24 protein-coding genes are annotated in these 25,271 nt (G+C 63.9%); 12 read left to right on the top strand and 12 right to left on the bottom strand.

Annotated features, from left to right (window positions below):
• Positions 1–24: 24 nt before the first annotated feature.
• From AC0L3J_RS25610 to AC0L3J_RS25600, 3 genes are all read left to right on the top strand, one after another.
• Positions 25–966, top strand: a complete 942-nt coding sequence (locus tag AC0L3J_RS25610; protein WP_473348719.1) for a hypothetical protein — start codon at positions 25–27, stop codon at positions 964–966.
• Between the two features lie 131 nt (positions 967–1,097).
• Positions 1,098–1,529: a MerR family transcriptional regulator gene (locus AC0L3J_RS25605; RefSeq protein WP_473348718.1), complete on the top strand. Its 432-nt coding sequence runs from the start codon at positions 1,098–1,100 to the stop codon at positions 1,527–1,529.
• Complete coding sequence (locus AC0L3J_RS25600; protein WP_473348717.1) at positions 1,462–1,875, top strand: carboxymuconolactone decarboxylase family protein; 414 nt, start codon at positions 1,462–1,464, stop codon at positions 1,873–1,875. Before AC0L3J_RS25605 ends, AC0L3J_RS25600 begins: the two co-directional genes overlap by 68 nt.
• Positions 1,876–2,052: 177 nt before the next feature.
• Here the strand turns inward: AC0L3J_RS25600 and rimO are convergent, their stop codons facing one another.
• Positions 2,053–3,378 (bottom strand): 30S ribosomal protein S12 methylthiotransferase RimO, encoded by a 1,326-nt coding sequence (gene rimO, locus AC0L3J_RS25595; RefSeq protein ID WP_473348716.1) that lies wholly within the window; start codon positions 3,376–3,378, stop codon positions 2,053–2,055.
• Between the two features lie 111 nt (positions 3,379–3,489).
• Here rimO and AC0L3J_RS25590 point away from each other — a divergent pair, with 111 nt between their 5' ends.
• The 5 genes from AC0L3J_RS25590 to AC0L3J_RS25570 all read left to right on the top strand — a co-directional run bounded on the left by AC0L3J_RS25590 (position 3,490) and on the right by AC0L3J_RS25570 (position 9,304).
• A complete protein-coding gene (locus AC0L3J_RS25590; protein ID WP_007610503.1) occupies positions 3,490–4,080 on the top strand; it encodes an ANTAR domain-containing response regulator in 591 nt (196 codons plus the stop codon).
• Positions 4,077–5,240 (top strand): CmpA/NrtA family ABC transporter substrate-binding protein, encoded by a 1,164-nt coding sequence (locus AC0L3J_RS25585; RefSeq protein WP_473292377.1) that lies wholly within the window; start codon positions 4,077–4,079, stop codon positions 5,238–5,240. Before AC0L3J_RS25590 ends, AC0L3J_RS25585 begins: the two co-directional genes overlap by 4 nt.
• A 331-nt stretch (positions 5,241–5,571) precedes the next feature.
• Positions 5,572–7,347, top strand: a complete 1,776-nt coding sequence (locus AC0L3J_RS25580) for a NirA family protein (RefSeq protein WP_473348715.1) — start codon at positions 5,572–5,574, stop codon at positions 7,345–7,347.
• A complete protein-coding gene (locus AC0L3J_RS25575) occupies positions 7,344–8,951 on the top strand; it encodes a sulfite reductase subunit alpha (protein WP_473348714.1) in 1,608 nt (535 codons plus the stop codon). The genes AC0L3J_RS25580 and AC0L3J_RS25575 overlap by 4 nt, the downstream gene beginning before the upstream one ends.
• A gap of 200 nt (positions 8,952–9,151) precedes the next feature.
• Positions 9,152–9,304 (top strand): hypothetical protein, encoded by a 153-nt coding sequence (locus tag AC0L3J_RS25570; protein ID WP_007590908.1) that lies wholly within the window; start codon positions 9,152–9,154, stop codon positions 9,302–9,304.
• Here the strand turns inward: AC0L3J_RS25570 and AC0L3J_RS25565 are convergent, their stop codons facing one another.
• Genes AC0L3J_RS25565 through pxpB form a run of 3 tightly spaced genes read right to left on the bottom strand, consistent with a single transcriptional unit; the run spans position 9,305 to position 11,873 of the window.
• The gene (locus AC0L3J_RS25565; RefSeq protein WP_473348713.1) at positions 9,305–10,075 is read right to left on the bottom strand and encodes a LamB/YcsF family protein; all 771 of its coding nucleotides are present in this window, start codon (positions 10,073–10,075) and stop codon (positions 9,305–9,307) included.
• Positions 10,076–10,107: 32 nt separating this feature from the next.
• Entirely contained in the window at positions 10,108–11,145 is a 1,038-nt protein-coding gene (locus AC0L3J_RS25560) for a 5-oxoprolinase subunit C family protein (RefSeq protein WP_473348712.1), read from the bottom strand.
• A complete protein-coding gene (gene pxpB, locus AC0L3J_RS25555; protein WP_473348711.1) occupies positions 11,142–11,873 on the bottom strand; it encodes a 5-oxoprolinase subunit PxpB in 732 nt (243 codons plus the stop codon). Before pxpB ends, AC0L3J_RS25560 begins: the two co-directional genes overlap by 4 nt.
• A 247-nt stretch (positions 11,874–12,120) precedes the next feature.
• Here pxpB and AC0L3J_RS25550 point away from each other — a divergent pair, with 247 nt between their 5' ends.
• Together AC0L3J_RS25550 and AC0L3J_RS25545 are read left to right on the top strand one after the other, a co-directional pair.
• Positions 12,121–12,819, top strand: coding sequence for a ribonuclease activity regulator RraA (locus tag AC0L3J_RS25550; protein WP_473348710.1), 699 nt, complete (start codon positions 12,121–12,123; stop codon positions 12,817–12,819).
• Between the two features lie 25 nt (positions 12,820–12,844).
• A complete protein-coding gene (locus tag AC0L3J_RS25545; RefSeq protein ID WP_456764298.1) occupies positions 12,845–13,249 on the top strand; it encodes a (R)-mandelonitrile lyase in 405 nt (134 codons plus the stop codon).
• 62 nt (positions 13,250–13,311) lie between these two features.
• Here the strand turns inward: AC0L3J_RS25545 and AC0L3J_RS25540 are convergent, their stop codons facing one another.
• The 5 genes from AC0L3J_RS25540 to AC0L3J_RS25520 all read right to left on the bottom strand — a co-directional run bounded on the left by AC0L3J_RS25540 (position 13,312) and on the right by AC0L3J_RS25520 (position 20,888).
• A complete protein-coding gene (locus AC0L3J_RS25540; protein ID WP_473348709.1) occupies positions 13,312–13,668 on the bottom strand; it encodes a hypothetical protein in 357 nt (118 codons plus the stop codon).
• Between the two features lie 149 nt (positions 13,669–13,817).
• Positions 13,818–15,056, bottom strand: coding sequence for a hypothetical protein (locus AC0L3J_RS25535; RefSeq protein ID WP_473348708.1), 1,239 nt, complete (start codon positions 15,054–15,056; stop codon positions 13,818–13,820).
• Between the two features lie 19 nt (positions 15,057–15,075).
• Entirely contained in the window at positions 15,076–16,704 is a 1,629-nt protein-coding gene (locus tag AC0L3J_RS25530; protein WP_456764301.1) for a CHAT domain-containing protein, read from the bottom strand.
• Complete coding sequence (locus AC0L3J_RS25525) at positions 16,701–19,613, bottom strand: PAS domain-containing protein (RefSeq protein ID WP_473348707.1); 2,913 nt, start codon at positions 19,611–19,613, stop codon at positions 16,701–16,703. Before AC0L3J_RS25525 ends, AC0L3J_RS25530 begins: the two co-directional genes overlap by 4 nt.
• Positions 19,614–19,973: 360 nt before the next feature.
• On the bottom strand, positions 19,974–20,888 hold the full coding sequence (locus AC0L3J_RS25520; protein ID WP_473348706.1) for a DUF2147 domain-containing protein: 915 nt from the start codon (positions 20,886–20,888) through the stop codon (positions 19,974–19,976).
• Positions 20,889–21,113: 225 nt separating this feature from the next.
• Here AC0L3J_RS25520 and AC0L3J_RS25515 point away from each other — a divergent pair, with 225 nt between their 5' ends.
• Positions 21,114–22,097 (top strand): alpha/beta hydrolase family protein, encoded by a 984-nt coding sequence (locus tag AC0L3J_RS25515; RefSeq protein ID WP_473348705.1) that lies wholly within the window; start codon positions 21,114–21,116, stop codon positions 22,095–22,097.
• A 28-nt stretch (positions 22,098–22,125) separates the two neighbouring features.
• Here the strand turns inward: AC0L3J_RS25515 and AC0L3J_RS25510 are convergent, their stop codons facing one another.
• Positions 22,126–22,908 carry a transporter substrate-binding domain-containing protein gene (locus AC0L3J_RS25510; protein ID WP_473348704.1) on the bottom strand — a complete coding sequence of 261 codons (783 nt, stop codon included), beginning with the start codon at positions 22,906–22,908 and terminating at the stop codon, positions 22,126–22,128.
• A gap of 138 nt (positions 22,909–23,046) precedes the next feature.
• Between AC0L3J_RS25510 and AC0L3J_RS25505 the strand changes: the two genes are divergently transcribed.
• A complete protein-coding gene (locus AC0L3J_RS25505) occupies positions 23,047–23,544 on the top strand; it encodes a DUF1993 domain-containing protein (protein WP_473348803.1) in 498 nt (165 codons plus the stop codon).
• A 33-nt stretch (positions 23,545–23,577) separates the two neighbouring features.
• Here the strand turns inward: AC0L3J_RS25505 and AC0L3J_RS25500 are convergent, their stop codons facing one another.
• Together AC0L3J_RS25500 and AC0L3J_RS25495 are read right to left on the bottom strand one after the other, a co-directional pair.
• Positions 23,578–24,075 carry a hypothetical protein gene (locus AC0L3J_RS25500; RefSeq protein ID WP_473348703.1) on the bottom strand — a complete coding sequence of 166 codons (498 nt, stop codon included), beginning with the start codon at positions 24,073–24,075 and terminating at the stop codon, positions 23,578–23,580.
• Between the two features lie 187 nt (positions 24,076–24,262).
• Positions 24,263–25,252 (bottom strand): hydroxyacid dehydrogenase, encoded by a 990-nt coding sequence (locus AC0L3J_RS25495; protein WP_473348702.1) that lies wholly within the window; start codon positions 25,250–25,252, stop codon positions 24,263–24,265.
• Positions 25,253–25,271: the final 19 nt, after the last annotated feature.

Raw genomic sequence — 25,271 nt, 5'->3', positions numbered from 1 at the left:
GGACCAACCAGATAGTTTTAAGCCTTGTCCGACACGCCTTATCCGATCGACCTCGACAGCATTCGCGGCGCGTTTCCGCCGGGCATCGAGGCGCCGCCGCTGTTGCTGGACTTCGCCGGCTGGCTGAAGGGACGGCCCTGGGGCAGCGTCGGCTGCTTCTCGCTGCAGGGCCAGTTTTCCGATCAGGCGCCGATTGTCGACGGCAGTCCGTTGCGCGACAGGTTTTCGCTGTTCATGCGGCTGCCGGATGGCTCGGCTGTTGGCGGTTGGTATGGCGCGGGTCTCGACCGCGACAATCCGCCGATCGTGGGGCTTGGGTCCGAGGGTGATTACGAGCTGCTGGCGCCGAGCCTCGATGGCCTGCTCGCGAGACTGACGTCGCAACAATTCGACAAGGCGTGGCACGATCTGCTGCCGCACGATGAAGTCGAATGTCAGACGGTCGAGCTCGCGCAATGGCTCACCGGACGGCTGAGTGGGGAGATGGCGGCGGGCGATGACGATCCGTCGGAGCTGCCCGACTTTCGCGGCTTCATGGAAAAATGGAGCCGGGATCGCGAAGACTATTGGGCCAATCATCGCTTGATGGCCGAACTCGGCTGGCGCCTCGCCGCGCATCTGCCGAAGGGCAAGAAGCCCTGGGACAAGACGAGCTTCGAGATCGCGATCGTCGGCAGGCAATACCAGGCGCGCGTCCTGTCGCGCGGACCGCAACCGTTCGAGGAAGCCGCCGCGATCGAATCCCTGCTGCGCGATCTGCGCGAGGAGATGCGGAAGGCGCAGCCCGAGCTCGGGCTGTGGTACGCGATGAAATTCGGCCTCTATGCCGACGGCCGCGTCATGCCCAATTTCGAATACGATGTGCGCCCGAGCATCGACGGCGAGCCTGCGAAGCTGGCGGAGGCGCAGGCCGATCTTGCCCGCGCGCCACGACCGGAGCGCTGGGTGCCGAAATGGCTGGTGTGATCTTGAAGCTCGGAGTGCCGCGACGCTGCCGCCCAGCCGGCGCGCCGAAATCTTTGCACCTTCGATCCCCCTTGACTTAGAGCGCGCTCGAAGGGGTATCTGTATGTGCGTCAGTACGAGAACGGGCACACATGAAGATCGGTGACCTCGCAAAACGAACCGGCCTGTCGACGCACACGCTGCGCTACTACGAGCGCATCGGGCTGCTGCCATACGCCGACCGGGATCGCTCCGGCCAGCGCGACTTTGACGCATCGATCCTCACATGGATCGCATTCCTTGGTCGGCTCAAGACCACGGGAATGCCGATCCGGGACATGTTGCGTTACGCGGCGCTTCGTGACGAAGGCGACGCTACCGGCACAAGCCGGCGGCAGATCCTGGAAGTCCACCGGGAACAGGTGCGCACGCAGATTGCCGAACTCCAGGAATGCCTGCTCGTCCTTGATACCAAGATCGCCGGCTATGCCAGCGACGAACAGAGGACGAAGGAAAATGACGCACGCCTCAACACAAGACGAAAGCCGATTCGATCGCGGCCAGCGGGCCCTGTCACGCATTGACGGCAGAGCTGGTGAAGCGGTCGTTGCCTCACTCGCCGACATCGCTCCGGATTTCGCGCGATATGTGATCGAGTTTCCGTTCGGCGACATTTACTGCCGCCCGGACCTCGGCCTGCGCGATCGAGAGATCGCCACGATCGCGGCGCTGACGGCGCTCGGAAATGCCGCGCCTCAGCTCAAAGTACATCTCGAGGCGGGTCTGAACGTCGGGCTGTCTCGCGACGAGATCGTGGAGATCATCATGCAGATGGCCGTCTATGCGGGCTTCCCGGCGGCGCTGAACGGGCTGTTCGCAGCCAAGGAAGTGTTCGCCGCACGTGACGAACAGCAGGTGTCGCTGGCGTGACTGAGCGGTTGTTCCAGCGACGTTAGCGGCTGCACTATCGCATTGAACATTTGCAAGAGGTCGTCATGCCCGGGCTTGTCCCGGGCATCCACGTTCCTTATGCCGCGCATCAAGACGTGGATGGCCGGGACAAGCCCGGCCATGACGCTGTGGCCGCGTCAGCGTGCAGGAAGGCTCTCAGAATCCCGCGACGCTGCCGTGCAGGTCGTACTGGTCGGCGCGTTCGATTTTCGCGGTGACGATCTCGCCGACGCGCAAGGGGCGGCGGCTCGACAGGTAGACGGCGCCGTCGATCTCGGGCGCATCGGCCTTGGAGCGGCCTTTCGAGACGGTCGGGCCGACCTCGTCGATGACGATCTGCTGGCGCGTGCCGACCTTACGTTTCAGCCTGCGCGCGGAAATCTTCTGCTGGCGCGCCATCAGCGCGTTGTAGCGCTCCTGCTTGATCTCTTCCGGCACGGGGTTCTCGATCGCGTTCGCGGTCGCGCCGGCGACCGGCTCGTATTTGAAGCAGCCGAGCCGATCGATCTCGGCTTCGTCCAGCCAGTCGAGCAGATAGGCGAAGTCGGCATCGGTCTCGCCGGGGAAGCCGACGATGAAGGTCGAGCGCAAGGCGAGTTCGGGACATTGCTCGCGCCAGCGCTTGATGCGCGCCAGCGTCTTGTCCTGCGCCGCCGGGCGCTTCATCGCCTTCAGCACCTCGGGGCTCGCATGCTGGAACGGAATGTCGAGATAGGGCAGCACCTTGCCCTCGTTCATCAGCGCGATGACCTCGTCGACATGCGGATAGGGGTAGACGTATTGCAAGCGGACCCAGGCCCCTAATTCGCCGAGCTCGCGCGCGAGGTCGATGAATTTGGCGCGGACCTGGCGATCCTTCCACGGGCTCTCGGCGTATTTCAGGTCGACGCCGTAGGCCGAGGTGTCCTGCGAGATCACCAGCAGCTCCTTGACGCCGGCACCGACCAGGCGCTCGGCCTCGCGCAGCACGTCGTTGGCCGGACGCGAGACCAGGTCGCCGCGCAGCTTCGGAATGATGCAGAAGGTGCAGCGGTTGTTGCAGCCCTCGGAGATTTTCAAATATGCGTAGTGCCGCGGCGTCAGCTTGATGCCCTGCGGCGGCACCAGATCGAGATGCGGATTGTGGGCGGGCGGCAGCGCGCGATGCACGGCGTCCAGCACGCTCTCATATTGCTGCGGGCCGGTGATGGAGAGCACGCCGGGATAGGCCTGCTCGATCTGCTCGGGTTCCGCGCCCATGCAACCGGTCACGATCACCTTGCCATTCTCGGCCATCGCTTCGCCGATCGCCGAGAGCGATTCCTGCTTGGCGCTGTCGAGGAAGCCGCAGGTGTTGACGATGACGATGTCGGCGCCGTCATGCTTGCGGGCGAGCTCGTAGCCCTCGGCGCGCAGGCGCGTGATGATGCGCTCGGAATCCACCAAAGCCTTGGGGCACCCGAGCGACACGAAGCTGACCTTCGGCGCGGCCGTCTGATCCATATCCAAATCTGCCTGATTGACAGGGTTGAGCTAGTCCCAATTGCCCATAATTACAACCCTTTGCATGGCTCGCGGGCATGCTATGGATGAATCACTGGTGGTGAGTGAGCAATGAGCGCCGAACAGTCGCCCAAAATCGTGATCGTCGACGAAAGCCCGATCCGGGCTGCGATCCTCGAGGAAGGGTTGCGGGAGGCCGGATTCACGCAGATCGTCCATATCAGCGAGATGCAGAGCCTGCTCGCCCGTATTTATGCGGTCGACCCCGATATCATCCTGATCGATCTGGAAAACCCCAGCCGCGACGTGCTGGAAGCGATGTTCCAGGTCAGCCGCGCCGTGAAGCGGCCGATCGCGATGTTCGTCGACCAGAGCGATTCATCCTCGATCCAGGCTTCGGTCGAGGCGGGGGTCTCCGCCTATATCGTCGACGGGCTGAGGAAGGAGCGCATCAAGCCGATCCTCGACCTCTGCGTGTCGCGCTTCAATGCCTTCGCAAAACTCCAGGAGGAACTGGAGCGCACCAAGTCGCAGCTTGAGGATCGCAAGGTCATCGAGAAGGCCAAGGGCATCCTGATGAAGGTGAAGGGCCTGACCGAGGACGAGGCCTATGTGCTGCTGCGCTCCACCGCGATGCGCGAGAAGAAGAAAATCGGCGAGATCGCCCAGTCGATCATCACCGCGTCGGAGATGTTGAAATGACCGCTCACCTCCGCATCGGATTCATTCCGCTGGTCGACGCCGCAGCGCTGATCGTTGCCGTCGACAAGGGATTTGCCGCGGCCGAAGGGCTCGAGGTCGAACTGGTCCGCGAGGTCTCCTGGTCCAACGTCCGCGACAAGCTCAATATCGGCTTGTTCGACGCCGCGCATCTGCTTGCGCCCGTCGCGATTGCGTCCTCGCTTGGTCTCGGCCACGTCAAGGTGCCGATCGCGGCGCCCTTCAATCTCGGTATCAATGGCAATGCGATCACGGTCTCGCCTGCGCTTCATGCCGCGCTGATGGAGGAGATCGACGGCGACCGCTTCGATCCGCTCGCCACGGCAAAAGCATTGGCGCGCGTAGTTGCCAAGCGGCGCAAGGCGGGAGCCGACCCGTTGACCTTCGGCATGACCTTCCCGTTCTCGACCCACAATTACCAATTGCGGTTCTGGATGGCGGCGGCCGGTGTCGATCCCGACGAGGACGTGCGGCTGGTGGTGCTGCCGCCGCCCTATATGGTCGACAGTCTCGCCAATGGGCATGTCGATGCGTTCTGCGTCGGCGCGCCCTGGAATTCGATCGCGGTCGATCTCGGGATCGGCCACATCCTGCATTTCGTTTCCGACATCCTGGCCCATGCGGCGGAGAAAGTCCTGGCGCTCCGCCAAGTCTGGGCCGACAAGAATCCGGACGTGGTGGCCAGTCTGGTGCGCGCGGCGGTGAAAGCCGCGGAGTTCATCGAGCATCCGGAAAACCGGACCGAAGCGGCCCGGATCCTGGCGCAGCCCGAGCGGATCGGCGTCGATGCCGAAGTCATCCAGCGCACCCTCACGGGACGCCTCAAGATTTCGCCGGACGGCACCTTTCGCGAGAGCGGCAGCTACCTTCTGGTGGGACGCGAGGAAGCAGGGCGCCCCGATCCGGTCCAGGCCGCCTGGCTCTATGCGCAGATGGTGCGCTGGGGGCAGACGACGCTGACGCCCGACGGCGTCAAGACGGCCATGGCCGTGTTCAGGCCCGATCTCTACGACGGCGCCCTCGGCCGGCGGCCGCCCGCCCAGGCCCCCGCGGCATTCGGCGCATTCGCCGGGCCGGCTTTTGATCCCGCCAATATTCGGGGGCATCTCGAAGCCTTCGAGGTTGGCCGCTGGAGGGTGTGATTCGGGTCTGCATCGTTTTTGAGCGCTGGAGATCCGAGTCTAAATTTTAGGCCGACTGCTCGAATTTCATAAGAGTTCAAGAGCCCAGAGTTCCCCAAGGCGCTTTTAATTACCTGATACCACACACATTTTTATTTCATCGAAGCTGGCACGCAACTTGAATGTTGCAGTGCGGCCAGCCTGTCACAGACGCCTGCTGCGCCAGTCCCCAGCAACGAAGCTGATCGGACCGTTGGGTGCACAGCCGGCTCTCGAGCCAGCCGAGCTCCTCGCGGGTCGTGCACTTTCCGTCGATACCACCCAGGTGGCCGCAGGAGCTTCGTTACTGACCATGAAACTCGACACCGTCTCAGTCGACTTTACCGACGACCAGAAACGCTATCTCGAAGGCTTCACGACCGGTCTGCAGATCAGCCGGGTTGGTCTCGGCGGCGGCGCCGGCAAGGCGAATGCCGAGCCGACCGGTCCCGATGCCGTGCACATCAAGGCGCAGGACAAGGTCATCGCCGCGGGCAAGAAGCTCGCCGACCAGGAGAAGGTCAAGCGCGACGAGCATCCCTTCGATGCGTATCCGCGTCTCCGTCAGCAGGCGCTCGACAATACGCCGCCGAGCCCGGCGGACAATTTTCGCTGGCGCTATTACGGCATCTTCTACGTCGCGCCGACGCAGGACTCCTACATGTGCCGTCTGCGCATTCCGAACGGCATCATGAAGCACTGGCAGCTGTCCGGCCTTGCCGATCTCGCCGATGAAACGTGCGGGCCTTACAGCCATGTCACGACGCGCGCCAATCTCCAGCTTCGCGAGATCCCGCCGAAGAACGCCGTGAAGCTGATCGAGGGCATTCAGGATCTCGGCCTGTGCTCGCGTGGCTCGGGCGCGGACAACATCCGCAACGTGACGGGAACGCCGACGGCAGGCATCGATCCGCAGGAGCTGATCGACACGCGGCCTTATGCGCGCGAGTGGCACTACCACATCCTGAACGATCGCTCGTTGTATGGCTTGCCGCGCAAGTTCAACGTCGCCTTCGACGGTGCCGGCAGGATCGCCGTGCTCGAAGAGACCAACGACATCGCTTTCACGGCGGTCGAGGTGAAGGACGGTTTCGGCGTCGAGCCCGGGATCTGGTTCCGCCTCGGCCTCGGCGGCATCACCGGTCACAAGGATTTTGCGAAGTATTCCGGCATCGTCGTCAAGGCTGAAGACGCTACCGCCGTTGCCGACGCCATCGTGCGCGTCTTCATCGAGCACGGCGACCGCACCAACCGCAACAAGGCGCGGTTGAAATACGTGCTCGATGCCATGGGCCATGACGGTTTCCTCAAGCTCGTCGAAGAGCGGCTGAAGACGCCATTTACGCGCGTGCCGGAAGAGGCGTTTGCGCCACGGCCGGCCGCGGACCGCATGGCGCATATCGGCGTGCACAAGCAGAAGCAGGACGGCTTGAACTGGATCGGGGTGTCGCTGACGCTCGGCAAGATCAGCAGCGACCAGATGCGGGGCCTCGCCAAAGTGGCGCGGGACCTCGGCGACGGCGAGATCCGTCTGACCGTCTGGCAGAACCTGCTGATATCAGGGGTGCGCGACGAGAATGTCGAGCTTGCCATCGCGGCGATCAAGCAGATCGGACTTGCGGTCGAGGCCTCGCACATCCGCGCCGGCCTGATCGCCTGCACCGGCAATGCCGGTTGCCGCTTCGCCGCCTCCAACACCAAGCGTCACGCCGCCGAGATCGGCGACTGGTGCGAGCCGCGCGTCGAGATGGACAAGCCGGTCAACATCCATGTCACCGGCTGCCACCATTCCTGTGCCCAGCACTACATCAGCGACATCGGCCTGATCGGGGCGCGCGTGCCTGTCAACGAGGAGGACACGGTGGAGGGCTATCATCTCTTCACCGGCGGCGGGTTCGGTCCTGACGCCGACGTCGGGCAGGAGGTCTATCACGACCTCAAGGCCGAGGACGCGCCGAAAACGGTCGAAGGGCTGCTCAAGGCCTATATCGCCCATCGCTCGTCTCCCGACGAAACCTTCCTGTCTTTTGCGCGCCGCCACGACGGCGAAACGCTGCGCAAGCTTGCCGATGCCGAGGTGTCTTCATGAACCAGATCAGCCCTCCGCCCAAACTCGACATCATTCCCACGAGCGCTCCGTTCTCCGACGCGCAACGCTCCTGGCTGAACGGCTTCTTTGCCGGGCTGCTGTCGCCTGAGGCGGCCACGCCGCTCTCGGCCGAGCAGGGCGCCGCCGTCATGCAAGCCGGTGATGGTGACGACGGTGAAGCGCCCTGGCACGACCAGACCATGCCGATCGCCGATCGGATGAAGCTTGCCGAAGGCCGTCCCGTGCGGCGCAAGATGATGGCGGCGATGGCGCAGCAGGATTGCGGCCAGTGCGGCTACAATTGCCACGACTATTCGGAGGCGATCGCGAGCCGCAGTGAAGCGCGGCTCAACCTCTGCGTCCCCGGCGGCAAGGAAACCGCGCGGATGCTGAAGTCGCTGCATGAAGAGCTGGACAAGGCGCCGGCGGCCAAGCCGGCTGATAAGCAAGACACGGTGGCGGCCCCCGCCGTGACCGTGACGATCGCCGAGCCCGGCCGCTCCCGCGACAACCCTGTTGCGGCGACCTTCCTGTCGCGCCGGCTTCTCAACAAGGGAAAGTCGGAGAAGGAAACCTATCACGTCGAATTCGATCTTTCCGAGAGTAAGCTCGACTATGTCGTCGGTGACAGTTTTGGCGTGTTCGCCCGCAACGAGCTCGGCCTCGTCGACCAGGTCATCGCGTTGCTCGGTGCCTCCCACACCACCAAGGTCAATGGCAAGACGTTGCGCGAGGTGCTGATCGACGACGTCTCGCTGTCGCCGGCGCCCGACACGCTGTTCGAACTGCTCTCCTTCATCACCGGCGGCGCGCAGCGCGAGAGGGCGCGGGCGCTGGCGCAGGGCGAGGATCCCGATGGCGACGCCGCCACACTCGACGTCATGGCGGCGCTGCAGAAGTTCTCGGGCACACGGCCGCATCCGGAAGCCTTCGTCGAGGCGCTGGAGCCGCTGCAGCCGCGGCTCTATTCGATCTCGTCCTCGCACAATGCGACGCCTGGAAGGCTGTCGCTGACGGTCGATTCCGTGCGTTACGTGATCGGCAAGCGCAAGCGCATCGGCGTCGCCTCGACCTTCCTCGGCGAGCGCATCGCCGAGGGCGAGAAGCTCAAGGTCTATGTGCAGAAGGCGCACAATTTCGGCCTGCCGCAGGATCCGAAGACGCCGATCATCATGATCGGTCCCGGCACCGGCATTGCGCCGTTCCGCGCCTTCCTGTTCGACCGCAAGGCGACCGGTGCGCCCGGCAAGAACTGGCTATTCTTCGGCCATCAACGCAGTGATTGCGACTTCTTCTACCAGGAGGAGCTCAACGCGATGAAGACCTCGGGCCTGCTCACGCGCATGTCGCTGGCCTGGTCGCGCGACGGCGAGAAGAAGTTCTACGTGCAGGATCGCATGCGCGAGGTCGGCCGCGAGCTGTGGACGTGGCTTGCCGAGGGGGCGCATCTCTACATCTGCGGCGATGCCAAGCGCATGGCCAAGGACGTCGAGCGCGCACTGGTCGATATCGTCGCCCAGTTCGGGGCGCGCTCGACCGACGAAGCCGTCAGTTTTGTCGCCGAGCTCAAGAAGACGGGCCGATTCCAGGCTGACGTCTACTAGCTGTCATCCTGCCGTCATCCGAGCCGGTTCCAACTGGCTCGGATTTGAACGAATAAGATTCTCGGAACTGGTAAGCGAGGAGAATTTGCTCCTTCAATGCGGGGTCTTCAGAGAACCGGCATCGCTATTTCCGCGGGTCTCTTGCCCGCCACCCCGGTTGATCCCTCATAATCCCGCGAATGGGGCGTTGGAGATCGACCATGCGCGAACTATCGGCGGAAGCCAGGCTGCACTTCTACGCGCGCTCGCTCTCGCGGCGGACCGGTGCGAGCGTGCATCATGCCGCGATGTACAGCGCCTTCGCGGTCATCGCCGCCATCGTGTTTGGGACGCTGTCGGTGCACCCGTTCTGATCACGCCCCGCGCTTGAACGGCGCGACCTCGATCCCTGCATCCTTCAATGCCTGCCGCAGGCCGCGGGCGATGTCGACTGCGCCCGGCGTATCGCCGTGGATGCAGACCGTGTCGGTGCGCATCTTGATGACCTTGCCCGTAACCGAGACCACCGCGCCGTCCTGCACCATGCGCACCACGCGCTCGGCGATGGCCTTTGCGTCATGCAGCACCGCACCGGGCTTCTTGCGCGAGACGAGATTGCCGTCGTCTTCATAGGCACGGTCGGCGAACACCTCATGCACCATCGGCAGATTGGCGGCTTCGCCGGCCTTCACCAGCTTCGAATTGGCGAGCACGACGAAGATCAGGCCGGGATCGACCGCCTTGATGCCGGCCGCGATCGCCTTCGCCGTCATGTCGTCCTCGCAGGCGACGTTGGAGAGCGCGCCATGCGCCTTCACATGCGTCACCTTGTGGCCGGCCGCCGTCGCGATCGCCTGCAACGCGCCGATCTGGTAGGCGACGAGATTCTCGATCTCGGAGGCCTTCAGGCCCGCGATCGGATGGCGGCCGAAGCCGTGCAGGTCGCGATAGCCAGGATGCGCGCCGACCGAGACGCCGCGCGCCTTCGCCAGCTCGACCGTCCGGCGCATGATATCCGGGTCGCCGGCGTGGAAGCCGCAGGCGACGTTGACTGAGCTCGCCAGTTCGATCATGGCGGCATCGTTGCCCATCTCCCACGCGCCAAAACCTTCGCCGAGATCGCAATTGAGATCGATCGTCTTCATGGGGTGCTCTCCATCTCTGGTCGTCTTGTCGTTTACGGCTCGGCCGCGACCTGCCAGGTCCCGGCGTCGACGGCACTGACAGCATAGCCCGCGACATTGGCATCGCTGAGCGCTTCCATGTTGAGCGCGACGGTGTCGGCGGAGCGCAGGCGATCGGGCAGGTTGCGGATCAGTTGCGCAAATTTCCTCGCCTCGTCCTGTGCCTCGGCCATGCTGACCGCCTTGAAGCGAAACGCCGTTCCTGCTGAGGTCTGCGCGAGACGGCCGACATCGGCCGTGATCACGGTCGCGATCTTCGGGTAGCCGCCGGAGGTGCCGCGGTCCATCATCAGCGCGATCGGCGCGCCGTTGCCAGGCACCTGGATGCTGCCGTTGACCGTGCCGTCGGAGACGATGTTGTGGCCGTGCAGATGCTTGATCGCGGGGCCCTCGAGCCGGTAGCCCATGCGATCGGAGGTCGCCGAGATCTTCCACTCGCTGTCGAGGAACAGCGCCTTGTTGACGTCGTCGAATTCGTCGTCCTGCGGTCCGAGCAGGACGCGGATCGGACCGTTCGATGGCTTCGGCAGTTCGATGCGCAATTCCGGTGCACCGCTTGCGGCATCGCCGCTGAATTCGTCGCCGGCCTGTAGCGGGCGCGGGTAGGGGCTGCCGAGCCCGGCACGGGCGTTGACCGCGAGACTGCCGAACACCGGCTCGCCCTTGATCCCGCCTTCGATCGCCAGATAGGTGAACGCACCACCGCGGGCAAAACCCAGCGTCAGCGTCTCGCCCTCCTTCAGCGTCACCGATGTGTCCATGGCGATCGGACTGCCGGCGATATCCGCATTGCGCGGCGCGCCTGACATCGCGACGCGCACGGCACCGTCGCGTGCGGTGAACGAGGCGCCGAACGGGCCGATCTCGACAACGGCTGCGAATGGTTCGTTGCCGACGAGCGTGTTCGCCGCCGCGAGCGACAGGCGGTCCATCGCTCCGCTGACCGTCAGGCCATAGCGTTGCGCGCCATGGCGTCCGCCGTCCTGGACCGAGCTTGCGGGCCCGATGCTGGCGATCACGAGCCGGCTCATGCGACCACCTGCTCGGCAATGATCTCGCCGGCCTCGGCGGCGCGGTCCTGTTCCTCGAACGTCTTGTGGTCGATGGCGAAAAACGTCACGCAATCGCCGGGTTCGGTGAGGAAGGTCGGATTGCGGTGGAGCTGATAGGTCCGCACCGGCGTGCGGCCGAGCAGGTGCCAGCCGCTCGGCGCTGCCAGGCACTGGATTCCGGCCTGGATGCCGCCGATCGAGACCGTGCCGGCAGGCGTCAGCAGCCGCGGATTCTGCCGCCGCGACATCTGCAGGGATTTGTCGAGGCCGCTGAGATAGGACCAGCCCGGCGTAAAGCCGATCATGGCAACCTTATAGTCGCCGGCGACGTGGCGCGCGACGATGTCGTCGGGTGTGGTGTTCAGCGCCTTCGCGACGTCCTCGAGGTCGATGCCGTGCTCACCGCCATAGGCGACGGGAATGCGCCAGCGGCGCGCCTTAGTGGCCGGCGGCAGCGGCTGACTGGCGAGCGCGAGCAGCTTTTCGCCAAGGGCGTCGAAGCCGATCTTGCCGGGATCGTAATGCACCAGCAGCGAGCGATAGGTCGGCACGGACTCGGTGATGGCGTCGATCGAGCTTGCTGCGAGCGCCTTGTCGAGCGCCAGCACGCGCTGGTTGGCGTCGTCGTCGATGGTACGGCTGAACTCGACCGTGACGGCGCTGTCGCCACTGGGCAGAAGGCGGGGCGGGGGAAGCGTCGCGGACATGGGCTGTCGAAATCGGGCTTCTGGAGATACGCGGGCTCGGCCTTGAGCTCCGCTCGTTCCTGCTTCGCGTAAATGCGCCCGCAAGTCCAATAAATTAATGCAGGGGGAGGCGATAAAGCCTTGTTATCGCGACGCATAACTGCGCTGCGGCCCTGCATGATTGGTATCCTCTTGGCCCTTGACGCAAGGCCCGCACCCCGCAAGATGCGCGCGTTCTTTCCCGCCCATCCGGAGCTCGTCTGTTTCCATGTCGCTGTCCCCCGAAGCCCGCAAGACCCTCGCCGGCATCACCACTGCCACCATCACCACGGTCCTGCTGAAGAAGGGCCTGCGCAACATCTGGATGCGCGGCGCGCGTCCGCTGCGTCCGGGTCTGCCGCGCCTGGTGGGACCGGCCTTCACGCTGCGCTTCGTGCCGGCGCGGGAAGATCTGGCGACGCCGGAATCCTGGTCGTCGCCGATCTCGACCCGCACCGCCATCGAGGCGATGCCGGAGGGCTGCATCGCCGTGGTCGACGCCATGGGCATCACCGACGCCGGCATCTTCGGCGACATCCTGTGCGCGCGCATGATGAAGCGCGGCGTCGCCGCACTCGTCACCGACGGTGTCGTGCGCGACGTCGAGGGCGTGCTCGGCACCAACCTGCCGGTCTGGTGCGACGGCTATGCCGCGCCGCCGTCGGTTGCCGGTCTGACCTTCGTCGGCTGGGGCGAGCCGATCGGCTGCGGCGGCGTTGCAGTGTTCCCGAACGACATCGTGGTCGCCGACCAGGACGGCTGCGTGCTGATCCCGCAGGCGATGCTCGAACACGTGCTCAATGAGGGTGTCGAGCAGGAGCGGATGGAAGCCTGGATCGTCAACGAGGTGAACAACGGCGCGGTACTCCCGGGCCTCTATCCCATGAACGCCGAGACCAAGGCGCGCTACGCCGCAAGCAAGAAGTAATCGGGAAAGAAGCGAGGAAAATCCAATGGACATCACTGTTGCAGGGACGAGGCCGACACGCCGTGCGCCCGGGGAACACTTCACCGGCACGGTCTGGCAGGACCCCGTCATCATGGCGCCCGCGCCGGCGCGGCTGAACTGCTCGCGCGTCTCGTTCGAGCCGGGCGCGCGCACCAACTGGCATCATCATCCGCTCGGGCAGACGCTCTATGTGATTTCGGGGGTTGGCCGGGTCCAGACCAAGGGCGGCCCTGTCATCGAAATCCGTCCCGGCGACACCGTCTGGATTCCACCGGGCGAGTTGCACTGGCATGGTGGGTCGCCGACCAACGGCATGACCCACATCGCCATGCAGGAAGCGCTCGACGGTGTGTTCTCGACCTGGCTGGAGCCGGTGACCGACGCGGAATACGGCGCGGCGGTCGGCTAGTTTGCGTGACCCGGCTTTGCGCAGCGACGCTTTGCGTCGCTGCTCGTCCGGGACAAGAGCGCTTACATCCGCTCCGCCGTCCAGGTGCCAGTGCACATGCTGCCGCGCCAGGTGCCGGAGCCCGAAGTGCCGCTGAGCCGGCCGAAGCCGACGGCGCGCTTGATGCCGGTGCTCAAGGTGACGTTGATGCTGCCCGCGTCCGCGACGCGGCCTGACGCCGTCACCATGGCGCTGCTCGAGGCGATCTGACCGTTGTTGATGCCGATCGCGACGGTCGAGCCGTTACCGCAGGTCTCGCTCGACGACGAGATACGGACATTCCATGCGCCGTCAAAGGTGGAGGTGGCCGCGCCTGCCTGCGTCAGCGGGAAGGCGATGGCGACAATGGTGACGAAGAGACCCTTGCGAAATCCGTTCATGACACGCCCCTTGGGTTGATCCGGGGGCACCATGACAGACGCGGCGGGCGGACGATGTGAGGGGCGTCACGCACCTCACCGGAGCAGTGTTCCGGGGTGTCCGAATGGGTTTGCTCGGCTTCAAGCCCGGACGGGCCTGCCAGAAACGGTCATTTTGACGTCGAAGTGCGATCGAGCACGCGCGCCAGCGCAACGGCGGAGTTGGCATCGACCCGCGCCACCTTGGCGATCGTTTTCCTCAATTCGGACGCCTCGGATGCGAAAAGTCTGTCCGGATCGTCCGGGGCTCCGGTGACGCCGGAGAGGAGGCTGAGCTGCATCCCTCCCAGAACCTGCGCCACGGCCGGCGTTGCGCTTTTGCCGAGGGCTCCGTTCAAGAGAGGTCCCCGTGAGCCGCGGTGGGCGTTTTTCGGCGTCATTCGTTCGACGAGCTTGTCGAAGCTCGTCTGGTAGGCGCCGATGGCGATGAGGCGATCGTTTTCAGCCAGTTCCGGCGACGTGATGACCTCGGAGCGCAGCGCCAGCATCTGCTCCTCCGCACGGTCGAAATCTCGCGTCATGACGACGCGTGCGACGTCTTGCCAGCGCCGATGGAAGCCCAGCTGCGTCAGCGGATTGATCGTGTCCGGTCCGTCGGCGAAAAGAGTGCCCGTAAACTCGACGGCGAGCAGACAGTAGTTCAATCCGGCGACACGCTTGCCGTCCGACAACAGCTGGTCGTCGGTGACGACCAATCGCTTTGCCGCGGCCTCGTCGAGTTCGGGGCCTGCGACCAGGAAATAGCCGCTGCGGCCGAGCGCGTTTCCGTCCGCATAGGACAACAGTGGCGTGACGATGTTGAGTCCGAACAAGCCAGCGACGCGGTCGTAGACTTTTTCTGCGACACGCACGCCCTCCGACACGCCGGGCACCAGCCCGGTCTGCGTCGTCAGGTCGGCTGCAAGTTGCAGGATTTGCTGGGCGACGTCATGGTAGGGCAGGCGGAACAGGCCCACGAACAGGGACAGATTGTCTTCCTTCATGGGCGCGCGCCTGACGGCGTAGATATTCCTGAACTCGATATAGCCCGGAGCAGCCGCCCCCGCGGACTTGAGTTGCGCGGCGATCTCGTCATTGCTCAAGATCGTCGGCCTGCGCTGCCGGCCGTCGCCGAAGCTGAACTCCGTCAGGACGACGCCAAGCGGCAGGAACGAACTGAAGAATTTGCCGCCTTCGCTCAGCCCCATCTCGACCATGCGGAGTCCGAAGTAGCTTGCTTCGGGAACGAAGGCTGCTCCCGTCGAAATCGCGTTGTCGCCAGAAGCGGGCACATAGCCGACATAGGGACGCTTCAATTCGCGGCTCGCCCAATGTTCGACAGTGTTCTTGAATGTGGTCCAGACAGTCATGACAGGATCCGATCTCGGCTCAATTGCAGCGTGTTGCCCAATCCGTCGACTGCGCGAGCAAGATGGGCGAAAGCCAGATCGGGCTGTCCTCGTCGTCGGCGAGGCGCTCCCAAGAAGCTCGGCATGCCTTCCGGAACGCAAGGCAAACGGACCGCGTTTCATGCAGTTCGCTGTAGAACGCCTTGGCGAAATGAGGCGCGCGGTCATCCTCCACGTTCCAGCGGAATCCCAAGGCATAGGGGATTCCGTTCATCACCAGCTGTTGCACGCTGCCCCTGGAGATGCCGCGGCAAGCGGAGAGATAGACCAGCGTGGTCGACGAAAGACCTTCGGATGCGACCATTCTGTCGAGCTTCAGCCCGATCGCTTCTTCCGGCCTTGTGCCGGGAAGGACGAGAGACACGGTTTTCTGGCCGTCACTCCAGGCATGGCCGGCGTAGTGGAGGATCGACGGCCGAAAATGAGCAAGCCGCTGCAGCAAATGGGGCACGGCCTCATTGCCGGGAGTGCCGGAGAGGTCGACAACCTCCAGCTCGAAGCACCCTGTGGCGGCCAATTCCTTCAGGTACTGGAGTTCAACGTCGATATTGCCGAGCTTGTCGAACGTCTTGCCGTCGCAGATCACCCGTTCGAGCTTGCGGTCTGGGTGCTCGCCGACCTGCGAGCGAACAAACATGAGCCTCGAGCCTGGCTCGATGCGCCCGCGCTCGGCTCTCGCCCCTCTCTGCAGCCGAATAACCGACGGCACGCGTCGGACGATCGGGGCATGAAGAAGCACGAATGGCCCGTTCTCTTCAGCGAGATACCGCACGCTCGCCTCGAAGGGGACAGGATAATATCCGGCATCGTTGATCACGAAGCGGAACGACAGTCCTGCCAGCCCACCGGCCGCCCTCTCGATCTGCGAAAACAGGTGCTCGCCGATCGCCTTGACGACGAAGCTCTTGAACAGCCGTGTTCCGACACCCCGCGTCTGGGCGAGCCAGTTCTTGGGCAGGCTGGTGCCGATCCAGTGATCCGCATCCGCGCGGTCTTGGGGTATCTCGTCCCGCCCATAATCCCGGGCGGCAGACTTCAGATCATCCAGATCGCTGACTGTGTTCCAGCGCAGCATTGGAGAGCCGTCGTCGCCGGTTCCGAGACGGCATTCTACCTTGGCGCTATGGATTTCCGTTTCGATCACCCGGAACGCGCCAGGAATGGCGCCCTTCTCATCGGGATGCCCGGTCAGCATCGCAATGAACGGCCTGAGGATTCGATGCCGGTGGAGCTGCAGGGCGTCCATTGGCAGGATCAGAGCGTTGTCGGCTCTGCTGCACTCCTGCTCGAGATCAGGGCAGGCCCCGAACGACGGAGCGATGACGAGGACGGACGTGTGAGGGTCTCGGGCCTGCACGACGGTGCTGAGCAAATCCTGCGCGGCGACTGTCGTTCGCGTGTCGCGATGGACGCGCGGGTCCATCGGCAATCCGGCATCGAGGACGAGCAACTCGGTGTCGTTCGCAATGAGCCACTCGTTGGTCTGGTCCGTAGTCATCAACTGCTTGTCGTGCAGGTTCTCGGGATCGACGCCTGCCGCGAGCAGATGCGTGCGCAGTGTTTCGAACATGCCCGGTTCGGCCGTGGCTATCGCTATCCTTGCGGTCATGCTGATGCCTCCTGCGCACATAATGGCAAGTCGAATTCGAATCCCATGCCGTCCAGTTCGGTCAAGCTCCCGTCATGCTGCTCGACGGCTTTCTGTATCGCCTCTACGGCGACGCTGGCCATTTGCCGGGCCCGGGACTGACTCCGCTCGATCAGATCGGCGGCCGACTGATCCAGCGGCTGCGCGGTGACCGCAGGGATGCGCATGGATACGAACAGACGATGCGGTGGTCGTTCCGCGATGGTCACGGTGAGCCGATCGGTCGGGGCGACGCGGAGCGAAAGAAGCGAGCTGAGCGCCGAACGAAATGCGAAGCTCAATCGCTCCAGCCAGCCGCTGACGATCAGACGAGCTTCGTCCGTGATGTCGCCCTCTATATCGATCGCGTCACGATCGTCGACGGGAAGGCCCTCGATCTCGTGATAGAGCGCTTCCAATACGTTGAACGAGGTCGGTGCCTCCTGCGGCGTCTGCTGCACGGTCAAACGTTCGGACAGACGTTCGAAGGTGAGATCAGCCTTCAGGAGATGATTGGCCGCCTGCTCCAGCATGTTGGCGCAGTTTCTCATCAGTTCGGGTTTGCTTAGAAGGGACTGGGCGCTGCGCAACAAACCATCGGCCATGAGCAGGGGAGCCCGGGTCTCGCGCGCAACAGCCGTGACCGTCTCCTCCAGATATCCCCAGTCGCTCTCTCGGCTTTGATCGGCGAGGCTCGTGAACAGCCACAGGTGGTGGCCATAGTCGTCATTCAACGGCTCGCGGTTTGCAAGGGTGGTCACCTCGGTGCGCGGTGCGTCACCGATCGTCAGGTGGATGTGAAGTCGGTGCTGGATACCAGATTGCGACAGTTCCTCGATATCTTCGTCTCGTGCCCCGAACGACACGAGTTCGCGGTCTCGTGCCTGACCAAAAATGCTCTCGGCCGCGCCATTCATGTGACAGATCTTGCCGACCGCGTCGACGATGACCGCCGCCTGCTCAATCCTGTTCATAAGCGCCAGCTCGATCGCTTCGTGCCAGCGCGCCGCAAAAATCTGCTCGCAGTCGGCGGCGAGTCCGCGGGCCGCTTCGCGATCGGGTCCGAGAAAGGCGTTGGATTCCGAAGATTCCATATCGAGGATCATCTCGATCTTGCCATTCACGAAGAGGGGGACGGTCATCGCGGATCGCTGATCCGGCGCGGTCTGAATGAAGCCGTAGTTCCGCTTGGAATCGCTGATGTCTGGAACGACAAGAATGGACCGCTGGACGAGACAGCTGCCGAGCATTCCGCTGGATAGGTCCTGGGTGTATTCGGACTTTTGGGCGGCGGACTTCACGAGCAGGTTTCGGTCGTTCTTGACGTGCTCGGCGACCAGCACGAACTTGCCGCGGGCGCGGTCCACCCGGAACACACCGACGTACTCCCAGCCGAAGCATTGTGTCGTGCCGGTCGCCAGCAGTGTGGCAATGGTGCGGGCGCTGGGCGCCTTGTTCAAATTGTCCTTGAGCTCGCGCAAGGCGCGCGCCTGAGCGTGCTCGATGGCCGCGTCCGCAGCCTGCAGGATTTCCTCGACTCCGAGATTCTGCAGGGTCCGGAGGTCGGCTGCCGTATATTTGTGGTTACGGGACATGAGAGCCAGCGAGCTTCCGAACCGGCCGCCCGCCTTCCGAATCGGCAACACAACCATCGATTTGAAATCGTCGGAGAGGATCGCCTTGCTGACCGGGTTGTCCTTTTCCTCCGGGTTGAGCTGCTCGACGAATTTGCTCAGGTCGTTATTCCACGTCTTGCCCTGTTCGAGCCATTGAATCACATCGGCCGTTACCTTGAACCAGCGTGTACTCCACTCCCAGCGAGGTTTAGGAAAGACGGTGAGCGCTCGCCAATGGTCGCTGAGGTCGTTGTAGACCCCGAAAGCAGACATCTCGAACGGAATGACCTTTTCGACGACCCGCAGCATAGCCTCGATGATCTCTTGCGGGTCTGCGTGCTCGGCAAGAACGGTCTTCAGCTGCTGGCGCGCCAAATCCTCGTTGAGGGGAGCGAACAACAACAACAGCCCGGTCGAGCTATTCTGTTCCTCCATGTACGGCGCTGCACTGACTCTCGCCAGGACGGAACGGCCATCCATCGGACGAAGCCGCACGAAATCCGTAAATCCCGTTTGTGTGCCGATCCATTCGTCAAACCGGCTCGTCGTGCCCTCGTCGTCGGGCGCGAAGACATCGGACAGCGACATCTCCTTGAGGGTCGCCTCGGCGAACCCGAGAATCTGCACGGCTCGCTCGTTTGCGAACCGGATCTTGCCCGCCCGATCGGTCCTGAGCACGCCGTCCTGCAAGGCGTCAAGGCGGCTCCGTTCGGCGCTCTGATCCAGGAGGAGGGCGTAGTTGCCTTGCTGCCCGTCTTCGTCGCGCAGCGGGCCGATCTCGACCCTGACCTGGTGGATCAACTTATTGGTCCGGATGTCTACGCGCAGGCTTGTGTTGTGGTTTGCCTTGAGGGCTGCGCCCACGTCGGCCGCACGGGACCCGAATAGCCCGGGAAACGGAGCGTTGCGGCCGTCGGGAACGAGCTTGTCGAACGCCGCATTCGCATAGACGATGCGGCCATCGCCTGCCAGTTCGACGAACGGGATGTCGCTGTGATGCGCGGCCTCGTCGAGCGCGTCGTACCGATCGGAAAGCACACTCAGGAGCGTGGTTTGCGATTGAAGGATCTTGTCGACGGCTTCGGCAGCCAGACCAAACTCCGAAACGAGCATTCGGGCCAGCTCGTCGACGAGGGGCTTGAGCGCGGTCTTCAGGCCGTTCTGCCTGCTCCTGAGCGCGCCGATCACATGGCGCCGGATACCTTGCTCAGTTTTCAAGAAATCCTGGTCCCAGTCACCTGAGATGAGCGATGGCGCTGCACGGAGTTCCTCCATAACAACCTCGCTAACGCAACTGTGAAGCGAAACGATAAGGTGCTTGAGCCGGCACAAAAATTCGAGTGCTGTCGGTCTGAGCGCATCGGCGGGATCAGAGGTGCCAAGGCGACTTTTGACCGCGGAAATTCGTCGTTCAACCTAAGCTAGAGGCGATCGCGGCCGTCCTAGTATTAACTAGTTCACAGAAACGGCCTGAATTTCCACGGATTCGTCGATCGAGACGGTGATGACGTGCTCAGCGATCGGGTCCGACGCTGTGTCTTTGCCGGGCAAGCACAGGCGCAGCGGCAATCCTCGTTGCCCGCTGGCGCAGGGTAACGCTCAATCCCACCGTGTCACGCGCGCGTGACAGGACCCTCAGTTCACACGCGTCCAGGTCTGGCCGCCGCAGAACATGCCGCCGAAGGCGCAGCCCTGCACGCGCAGGCGATCGGTGCCCTTCAGCGCGATGGTTGAATCGTAGGTCGAGCCGGAGTTCGGATCGAGGATGCGGCCGGACCATTTCTGGTCCTTGTTCTGATCCTTGCCGGGCTTCATGTTGATCAGAACCTGCTCGCCATTCTGGTTCGATTTCGAATCGACCGAATAGCCGCAGAGATTGCTGCCGCATTGCTCGATCCGGACCTTGCCTTCCTTCTCCTCGGTGAGCCAGACCCCGAGCGGTGAATTGAGGTCGCGCGTGGGCGCGGTTGCGGGAGCCGGCGGCGCGACGGCGGCCGACTGAACGGGGGCAGGCGCAGGCGCCGGGACGGGAGGCGGAGATGGCGCCGGGGGCGCGGCTGCGACGATCGGGGCGGGCGGCGGCGGCGGTGCGGGCGGTACGGCGGCCACCGTCGGGGCCGCACTCGGGGCCGGCTGGGGCGGCGGCACAAGCGCCTCTTCGGCCGGGGCATTGTTCGCCGTGGTGGCCGGAGGTGTCGGCGGGGCGGGAGGCGCGACGGCCACGGGAGCTTGGACGGGGGCTTGGACAGGGGTCTGCTCGGCCGCCGGAGGCGCCGCGACAGGTGCGGGGGCCGGCGCTGGATTGGCGGGCGCCTGCGGGTCAGCCTTGGCTTGTTGCGGTGCCTGCGGCTCCGATTTTGGAGCCCCCTTGGCATCGTTCTTGGTTCTCTTGGCCTTGCCCTGGCCGGTGTTGTCGTAGACGCCGGGGATTTGCACCGTGCCGCGGTCGGGATCGATGCGGATGGTACGCCCGCCATAGTCGAAGGTGTACTGCGCCTGCGCAGCGGTGCTCGCCAAAAGGAATGCGGCCGTGGCCAACAGCTTCCTCATTTCGCATCTCCTGAAACAGGTGGTCCCCGCACCGACGCTTACGCCCCGGTTCGATCGCAAAAAGTGACCTAGATCACTGTCACCGTATGAGTCGTGCTCCGGCGGTTGCGGGTTCAATAACACCGGAGCGGGTCCAAAGTTGGACAGCGGCGTGGCCCGCATCTGGACGGATACGGGACGGGCAAGTACAACCGCCCTGGTTGAATAGTTTGAAAGTACACGCTCATGCCACGGCCACTTGCCACAATCATTCTGATCGCGGCCTGCTGTCTGGTTGCGACCCTGGCGCAAGCGGCCGGACTTCAATTTATCGAGGTGCCCGCGGATGCCGACGGGCTCGCTCTCAAGGGCATGGCGTGGACACCTTGCACAGCGGCGCCCTCCGAGGTCGCCTTGGGCCGCGGAGTCATTGTGCCGGGCGTAAAAGACTGTCCGGTCGCGGGCAATCGATTGCCACTGATCGTTGTCTCGCACGGGCGCCGCGGCTCGTTTCTCACGCACAACGATACCGCGGCCGCACTTGCTGATGCCGGATTCGTGGTCGCTGCCATCAGCCATCCCGGCGACAATGCCAGGGACAGCAGCCGGACGGACGAGTTCTCCGTCCTAATTCAGCGTCCCACCGACATGAAACGGCTCACCAGTTTCATGCTCGGCGCATGGAAGGAAGCGGCGGTCCTGGACCCGCGGCGGATTGGCCTGTTCGGGTTCTCGCGCGGCGCCTATACCGGTCTCGTCGTGATCGGCGGCAACCCTGATTTCGGTGCGCTGGCCCGGCTCTGCGAGAGAGAGGGAGCCACGACGCCGAAATGTCGGGACATTCGCGAGGGCCGGATGCCAACCGAGCCGGCAGTCCACGATCCCCGTGTCAGAGCGGCCATCTTGGCGGATCCGCCACTTCTTGATGGTCTCTTCAGCCGAGAGCGCCTCGCCGATCTAACGATCCCAATGATGTTGTGGCGTTCAGCGCTCGGTGGCGACGGCGTCACGCCCGATGCTGTCGATGCGCTGGAAGTCCTTCTTCCCGCACGGCCCGATTATCGGATCGTGCCCAACTCCGCGCATTTTTCCTTTATCGCGCCATGCTCGCCCCAACTGGCCGAAACAGCGCCGATTCTTTGCACCGATCCGCCAGGGTTCAATCGAAAAGCGTTTCACGACGAGTTCAACGGCGCGGTCGTGGCCTTTTTCCGCGCGCGCCTGGAGTGACGGAAGACGCACGCAGCGCGGGCGTCGCCTAATCGAACCAGGCGGCGTAGATCTTCTTGTAGCTGCCGTCCTGCATGGAAATGTGCAGCCATTGGTCGACGAACGCCTTCAGCGCCATGTCGCGCTGGAGCCAATAGGCCTTCTCGGAGAAGTCGAACGGCTTGTCGGGATGCACCGCGCAGAGCACGCCTTGATGCTGCTTCTGCTGGTAGCGCGTCTCGGAGGCGTCGGTCATCATCAAATCGGCATTGCCCTTGGCGATCTCGTCGAAGATCACGATATTGTCCGGGAAGACGGTGATGTCGGCGTCCTTGATGTTGGCGCGCGCGAAGCGCTCGTTGGTGCCGCCGGGATTGACGATCACGCGGGTGCCTTTCTTGTCGATGTCGGTGATGCTCTGGTATTTGCCGACATCGGCACAGCGCGCGATCGGCGTCTTGCCCTCGCGCATGATCGGCGTGGAGAAGAAGCCCTTCTTCTGCCGGTCCAGCGTGACCGAGACGCCGCCCATGGCGATGTCGAACTGATCGGCCTCGAAATCCTTCATCAGCTTCGGCCAGGCCGTCGGCACGAATTCGACCTTGACCCCGAGCGCCTTGCCGAGTGCCTCCGCCATGTCGACATCGAAGCCGTTGAACTGCTGCGTCGTCTTGTCGAGATAGGTGAAGGGCTGGTAGTCGCCGGTCATGCCGACGCGCAAAGTGCCGCGCTTGACGATCTCGTCGAGGCGGGACGGCGTCGCCTGCTGTGCCTGCGCCGAAAGGTTTGCCAGCAGGACCACGGCCAAGGTCACCAAAATTCGACTGGTCATTCGAACGATCATCTCTTTTCCACCCATGCCCAAGCTGTCATTGTGCAGCTCTCGATGCTTGTCTTGAGGCCTGGATTTAGACCAGATGCCCGTCGCTGGCGAGGCGGAATTGAAGGGAATTTTGAAGTGACGATCTCGATGCATGACGCCTCGGTCGGCGTCTTCGTGCCTTACTTGCGCAACCTTTCCGCACTGCTCGACAAGGGCGTTGCCTATTCCGAAGCCCGGAAGTTCAATCCGGCCGTCCTGCTCGGCATGCGCATCGCGCCCGACATGTACGATCTGGCGCAACAGATCGGCGAGGCCTGCCGCCATGCCACGGTCGCCGCGGCCTTGCTGGCCGACCGCGAGCCGGTGACGCTGCCGGTGCTGGAGCACGACATGGCCGGACTGCAGGCCCGCATTGCGACGTCAATCGAGTTCATCGAAAGCCTGCCGCGCGCGGAGATCGATGCTGCGGCGGAACGGAATGTCTTCTTCAGGCTGAAGAACGGGACCGAGTTGCCCTTCACCGGGCGGACGCTGCTGCTCACCTTCAGCATGCCGCAGTTCTTCTTTCACGTCACGACCGCCTACGACCTGTTGCGGCACGCAGGCGTCGAGCTCGTCAAGAAGGATTATCTCGGCCGACGATAAGCCGAACCGGCATCCACTTCGCGCGAAAACGCGCTAGGCTTCGCCCTTGCGCTCGTAATCGGCGAGCGAGCTGCGGCCGGCGATCTCGCTGCGCAGCTCTTCGAAGCGCCGATGGGCCTCGTCCTCATGCGTGTCGACGAAATGCACAGCGGCTTCGCCGGTCATCGGGCCGCTGACCACGGGCACCGACTGCTCGCCGATGGTCTCGTGGACGTAGAACTGGCCGTCGTCGCTGCGATGGACCGTCCATTTCAGACGGATCGCCACCATCGGCCCGGGGCCGACCTTGCTGTAGCCGTCGGCATCGGTGTGCTCCGGCACCAGCGGCTGCTCCTCGACCACCGGATGCTCGTCGACCACAGGGTGCTCGTCGGCGACCCCATGCTCACCGGCAACCACCATTTCGGTCACGGTGACCGTCTCGGTCTCGCGCACGGTCTCGGTCTCGCGCACGACGAGGACGGGTTCAGGGTGCTCCAGGATGCTGGCGATGGTCGCCAACGCGTGGTCGGTCGGGTCGATCTCTGACAAGGGTCCATCCTCCAGCTCGACGCGGCCGGCAAGTCTGTCCCACTGCCGCCGCGGCCGGACCTATTACGCGGGTTTGATTAAGGCTGAGTGAGGGCTCGATCTGCACCAAAATGGGACTCATTCTGGCGTTCCGAAGGCGGGCGGGCTGATCGCCCGCCCGTGAGAACTGCCGGCCCAGGAGACCAGCTCAGCCCAGGACATCCTGATTGATGATGTTCTGCCGGATGGGATCGCCGTCCAGCACACTCAGGATGTTGCGCGCGGTCTGCTCGCTCATCCGGCTCACCGCCTCGACCGTGACGCCGGCGACATGGGGGGCCATGATGACGTTGGGCAGCGCGAACAGCGCGTTGCTGACCGGCGGCGGCTCGACCTCGAACACGTCGATGCCGGCACCGGCGAGCTTGCCCAAGACCAGCGCGTCGTACAGCGCCGCTTCCTTCACGATGCCGCCGCGTGCGGTGTTGATGAGGTAGGATTTCGGCTTCATCCGGCCGATCCTGTCAGCATCGAACAGACCGACGGTCTCCGGCGTCTTCGGGCAGTGGATGGTGACGAAATCGGCGTGCGGCAGCGCGGCATCGAGATCGGCGACCGGCTCGCAGCCTGCCGCCTTGATCTCTGCGGCTGCCTTGTAGGGATCATAGACCTGCACATTCATGTCCATCGCCAGGCAGCGCTTGGCGGTGCGGGTGCCGATGCGGCCGAAGCCGATGATGAGGACGGTCTTGCCGTAGAGGTCGAACGGCAGCATGCCGAGCCGGTCGGCCCATTTGCCGTCCTTGACGCAGGAATGCATCTCCTGCGCGCGTTTAGCCAGTGTCAGCATCATGAACAGCGCCTGCTCGGCGACCGAGGGCGAATTCGCGCTGCCCGCGACCATCAGCGGCACCTTGCGGCGGGAGAGGGCGGGGACGTCGACGGCGTCGTAGCCGACGCCGATCCGGGTCACCACCTTCATGTCCTTCGAGGCTTCGAGTTCGGTCTCGCCGAAAGCGGTGGCGCCGAGCGCCACGCCATGGACCGGCGCGTGGCTCTTCAGCAAAGCCTCGAAATCCCCAGCGGAGATCAGGTTCGGAAACTCGATGAGCTCGATGTCATCTCGCTGGGTGAGGAGGGCGCGTGCCCCTTTCGACAAAGTTTGCGTGACAAAGATTTTCTTCTTGTTGGTCGACATCGTCCCTACCTGCGCGAGT

The sequence above is a fragment of the Bradyrhizobium sp. Kon37 genome, from assembly GCF_055807535.1.
This window is presented reverse-complemented; position numbering and strand designations above follow the sequence as displayed.